Annotated in this window: 3 protein-coding genes; 2 read left to right on the top strand and 1 reads right to left on the bottom strand. The window is 68.5% G+C overall.

Translation table 11 applies throughout. From position 1 onward, the window contains the following. Positions 1-167 precede the first annotated feature (167 nt). Both P3W85_RS20225 and P3W85_RS20220 read left to right on the top strand, forming a co-directional pair. The gene (locus tag P3W85_RS20225; protein WP_276266117.1) at positions 168-2,636 is read left to right on the top strand and encodes a penicillin acylase family protein; all 2,469 of its coding nucleotides are present in this window, start codon (positions 168-170) and stop codon (positions 2,634-2,636) included. 247 nt (positions 2,637-2,883) lie between these two features. Beyond that, a complete protein-coding gene (locus P3W85_RS20220; RefSeq protein WP_035806473.1) occupies positions 2,884-3,591 on the top strand; it encodes an MOSC domain-containing protein in 708 nt (235 codons plus the stop codon). A 16-nt stretch (positions 3,592-3,607) separates the two neighbouring features. On the opposite strand, the gene rrtA is transcribed toward P3W85_RS20220, so the two are convergent. Next, positions 3,608-4,163, bottom strand: a 556-nt coding sequence (gene rrtA / locus P3W85_RS20215; RefSeq protein WP_276266116.1) for a rhombosortase, incomplete at its 5' end; no start/stop codon positions are given.

Raw genomic sequence — 4,163 nt, 5'->3', positions numbered from 1 at the left:
ATAGCCCGTGCCAGCGGCTTCGGCGATAATGCCCGGGTTCCGGACGCCCGTCGCCAGCCACAGCCGTGCGGCGAACCCGCGGGCGCGGGACGCGACGCAAGAGACACGGGACAAAGCTATAAACAAACACGCGGGCGCGCCATGTCGCCACGCGGGGAGAGGGATCGATGCGCTGGTTCAAACGGCTGGCCTGGCTGGTATTGATGTTGACCGTACTGGCGGCGGCGGGCGCGCTTGGCGCCTACGTCTGGTATCGGCAGGCATCGCAGCCCCAGACTGCGGGCACGCTCAACCTGCCCGGGCTGCGCGAGAGCGTATCGATCGTCCGCGACCGGCATGCCGTACCGCATATCAAGGCGGCCAGTGCGCAGGATGCTTATTTCGCGCTCGGTTTCGTCCATGCGCAGGACCGCTTGTGGCAGTTGCAGATGAACAAGCGCATCGTGGCCGGCCGCCTGGCCGAAATCCTGGGCCCGGCCGCGCTCGATTCCGACCGCTTCCTGCGCACCCTGGGCGTGCGGCGCAATGCCGAAGCCATCCTTGCCCGGTCCTCACCCGAAACGCGCGCCGCGCTGCAGGCCTACGCCGACGGCGTGAACGCCTATATCGACAGCCGCAAGGGGCCCTTGCCGCCGGAATTCCTGATCCTGCGCACGGAGCCCGAGCACTGGGAGCCGGCCGACACGCTAGGCTGGCAGACGATGATGGCCTGGGACCTGGGCGGCAACTGGACGCAGGAGACGCTGCGCATGCGCCTGGCGCAGGTATTGCCGGTGTCGCGCATCAACGAGTTGCTGGCGCCGTATCCCGGCGACCGGCCGGTTCACACCATGGACTATGGCAGCCTGTACCGGCACCTGGCGCCGCTGGCCACCGCCATGGCCCGTGTCGAAGAACGGGCGCCGGCTGGCTATGTGGAGGGCATGGGCTCGAACAACTGGGTAGTGTCGGGCGCGCACACCCGCTCGGGCAAGCCGCTGCTGGCCAACGACCCGCACCTGGGGCTGCAGGCCCCTGCGCTATGGTATTTCGCTCAATTGCAGGCACCGGGACTGGACGTCAGCGGGGCGACGCTGCCCGGCACCCCGGTCGTCGTGCTGGGCCATAACCAGCGCATCGCCTGGGGCTTCACCAATACCGCGCCCGATGTGCAGGATCTCTTTATCGAACGCCTGCAACCGGGCAGCACACAGCGTTACCAGACCCCGGACGGCTGGGCCGATTTCACCACGCGCAGCGAGACCATCCATGTCAAGGGCGCACCCGACGTGGTCCTGAGCGTGCGCGAGTCACGCCACGGCCCGGTGATCTCCGACGCGGCGGAACCCGTGGCGACCGCGGCGGCGCCACTCGGGGCGCAATACGTCATCGCTTTCCAGTGGACCGCGTTGCGCGCGGATGACCATACCCTGCAAGCCGGGCTGGCGCTGAACCGCGCCACCGACTGGGCCAGTTTCCTGGCAGCCCTGCGCGATTTTCATTCGCCCCAGCAGAATATCGTCTACGCCGACGTGGATGGCAATATTGGCTTTATCGCGCCCGGCCGCGTTCCGCTGCGGCGCGCCGACAACGACCTGAAGGGGCTGGCGCCGGCGCCTGGCTGGGATGCGCGCTACGACTGGACCGGCTTTATCCCGTTCGACCAGCTTCCGCGCAGCTTCAATCCGCCCGAGGGCGTGATCGCCACCGCCAACCAGAAGATCGTCGAAGACGACTACCCTTACTTCCTCACCAGCGAATGGACCGTGCCGTATCGCTACCAGCGCATCCGCACACTGCTGGACGCCACCGCGCAGCACACCATGGACAGCTTCGGCGCGATCCAGAAAGACACGCTGTCGCTGGCCGTGCGAGACGCCTTGCCGTTGCTGCTGTCAGCGTCGTTTACCAGGGACCCGGCGCTGGCTCCGCGCGAGCGCGCGCTGATCGAGTCGCTGCGCAAATGGGACGGCAATATGCTGCCCGAGCGGGCCGAGCCGCTGGTCGCCACCGCATGGCTGCGCGAACTGTCGCGCGTGCTGTTCCAGGACAAGGTGGGCGATGCCCTGTTCAACAGCCTGTGGGAGCAGCGCAACGTGCAGCAGCCCATGCTGAATGTGCTGCGCAATCCCACCGGACTCGGCGCTTTCTGGTGCGACGACAGCACGACTCCCGCGCAGGAAGATTGCGACGATGCCATCGGCACCGCATGGCGCCACGCCATCGCCGGCCTGGACCGGCGTTACGGCGACAAGTCCGAGCGCTGGCGCTGGGGTACGGCCCACGCCGCGCGTTCGGAGCACAAGCCCTTTGGCAAGCAGCCTTATCTGGCAGGGCTGTTCAACGTCAAGGTGCCCAGCGGCGGCGACACCTACACGATCAACGCGGGGCGCCATAACCTGCGCGACGAGGCTGCCCCGTTCGAGAGCGTGCACGCGGCCAGCCTGCGTGCCATCTACGACCTGTCCGACCTGTCCGAGTCCCGCTTCATGGACTCGACTGGCCAGTCGGGCAACGTGATGTCCACGCATTACCGCGACTGGACCGACAAATGGGCCGCCGTGCAGTACATCACCATGGCGCCGGGCCGCCGCGCGCCAGGCAACGAGGTCTTCGATACCCTGGTGCTGAAGCCGGCCGCTGGCACGCGCCGATAGCGGCGGGCGCAGGGCAGGGAAGGGCATGCATCACGGCGTGATTCATTGCGCCGGCATGCCCGCTTTCCAGGTTCCGGGCCGGTCCTGGCGCGGACAAGGTGTACATGGCTGGCCGCTTGCCGTTAACATCGGCGCTTTGCATCGATCCACCAGGATGCGTGCCGCCATGCCGACTTCCATCTCGCGTTCCGTTTCCCCGCACCAACCACGCCCGCAGCCGAACGGCAGCGGCGAGCCAGCGGCTGCGATGCCGCCGCTTGCCACCCGTATCGAGAGCGTGCTGCTGGGCGAGGTGCGCCCCTTCGGCCCCAAGGGCGTACCCAGCGGCATCGACAAACAGGCTGTCGAATTCGCCGTGCGTGTCACTGCGCAGGGCCTGGCCGGTGACGGGCAGGGTGACCCGAGGCACCATGGCGGCCCGGAAAAGGCCATTCATCACTATGCCTTCGATCACTACCCGGCCTGGCGCCGGGAGCTGGGCACGCTCTCCGGCCAGGCTGCCGAAGTGCTCGCCCGGCCCGGTGCATTCGGCGAGAACGTGAGCAGCGGGGGACTGACCGAAGCCAACGTCTGCATTGGCGATCGTTTTCGCCTGGGACGGGCCCTGGTCGAAGTCTCGCAGGCACGCCAGCCCTGCTGGAAGCTGAACCATCGCTTTGGCTACGCCGGCATGGCGCGCGCGGTCCAGCAAAGCCTGCGCACCGGCTGGTATTACCGCGTGCTGGAAGAGGGCGAACTGAGCCGTGGCGATAGCCTGGTGCTGGTCGAGCGGCCTTGCCCGGGCTGGAGCCTGCAGCGGCTGCTGCACGTGCTGTATGTGGAGCGGCTGGATGCCGGCGCGCTGGCCGCAATGGCGGCGCTGCCGTCGCTGGCAGAGGGCTGGCGCAAGCTGGCGCGCCAGCGGCTGGAGCGGGGCGAGGTCGAAGATATGGAGCGGCGGCTGGCGGGAGGTTGAATCCCGCCTGCCGCGGTCAGCGGACCGGGCCCTGGCGCAGCGCGGCCAGCGCGCGCGCGCCAGGCCAGATCAGCAGCAAGCCGCTGGCGATGCCATACCCATGCGCGCTGGCCACTATCGGGCCGCCCAGCCAGGCGGCCGCCACGGTGGATGGCCCGGCCAGGATCTGCCAGCCGGCACGGCCGACGATCGCCAGCAGCAGGATCGCCGCGAGGCCGTCGCGGCGCCATGCCAGCGGCAGCAGCGCGATCACGGCAAGGCCATAGTTGATGCCGGAGAATCCCGCATAGCGCTGCAGGCCGGGCTCGCCGGCCAGCAGCAGGATGCCTGTCATCGCTGCCAGCGGCGGGACGACCTGCCAGGCGCGCAGGCGCGCCGGCAGGAATGCGGCCAGCATCAGGATGCCCGCCACGTTGAGCAGGCAATGCGCCCAGCCGAGATGCACGAAATGGCAGCTCAGCAGGCGCCATGCTTCACCCGCGAGGATGGCCTCGCGGTCGAAGCGCAGGACCTGCATGAGCGCAGGTCCCGCCGCCTGCAAGGCGAGCATGGCCAGCGCAAGCAGCAGCCAG

This window comes from Cupriavidus basilensis (assembly GCF_029335485.1).
GTDB lineage: Bacteria > Pseudomonadota > Gammaproteobacteria > Burkholderiales > Burkholderiaceae > Cupriavidus > Cupriavidus basilensis_E.
Note: the sequence above shows the minus strand (reverse complement) of the source record. Positions and strands in the feature narration are given on the sequence as shown.

Excerpts from the sequence above, each read along its gene's own strand:
- P3W85_RS20220 (WP_035806473.1), top strand. The coding sequence starts at position 2,884 with ATGCCGCCGCTTGCCACCCGTATCGAGAGCGTGCTGCTGGGCGAGGTG.
- P3W85_RS20225 (WP_276266117.1), top strand. The coding sequence starts at position 168 with ATGCGCTGGTTCAAACGGCTGGCCTGGCTGGTATTGATGTTGACCGTA.